Source organism: Pseudomonas sp. 1, assembly GCF_056626735.1.
The window spans coordinates 1-521 of the sequence record NZ_JBWXMQ010000060.1 but is presented as its reverse complement, the minus strand read 5'-3'; the positions used below and the strand labels follow the sequence as shown (position 1 = coordinate 521).

At 64.1% G+C, this 521-nt stretch carries 1 protein-coding gene; it reads left to right on the top strand.

Annotated features, from left to right (window positions below; all coding sequences use genetic code 11):
- Positions 1-521, top strand: a 521-nt coding sequence (locus AC1MDC_RS28700; protein ID WP_480394197.1) for a bacteriophage T4 gp5 trimerisation domain-containing protein, incomplete at both ends; no start/stop codon positions are given.

The following is a 521-nucleotide window of genomic DNA, read 5'->3' as shown; positions in this document are numbered from 1 at the left end:
GGGTGCGTGGCCAACAAAGTCACCTCGGTGCCCTACACCCTGCCTGAGCACAAGAGCAAAACCGTGCTGCGCAGCCACAGTTCGCCACACACCGGCGGCTACAACGAACTGATGATCGAAGACCGTGCCGGGCAGGAAAAAATCTACCTGCGGGCCGAGCGCGACTTCGAACAACTGATCCTCAATGACAGCCACAGCCAGATCCGGCGCGACCGTTTCCAGCAGGTGGACAACCAGAGCACCAGCCTGATCAAGGCGGATGAACGACACACCACCGACGGAACGCGCCATACGGTCATCGGCACCGACGATCTGCTCAGCATCAGCGGCAACAGCAGCACCACGGCGGACGGCACGCTGGTCATCCAGGCCGGCCCCCATGCGCGGGTCACCGCCAGCCAGGTGGTGATCGATGCCGGGACCAGCCTGACGCTGACGGCGGGCGGGCATCACATCGTGATCAATTCGGGCGGGATCTTCAGCAGCGTGGCGATTGTCGAGGGTGGTGCGCCGGTGGCGGG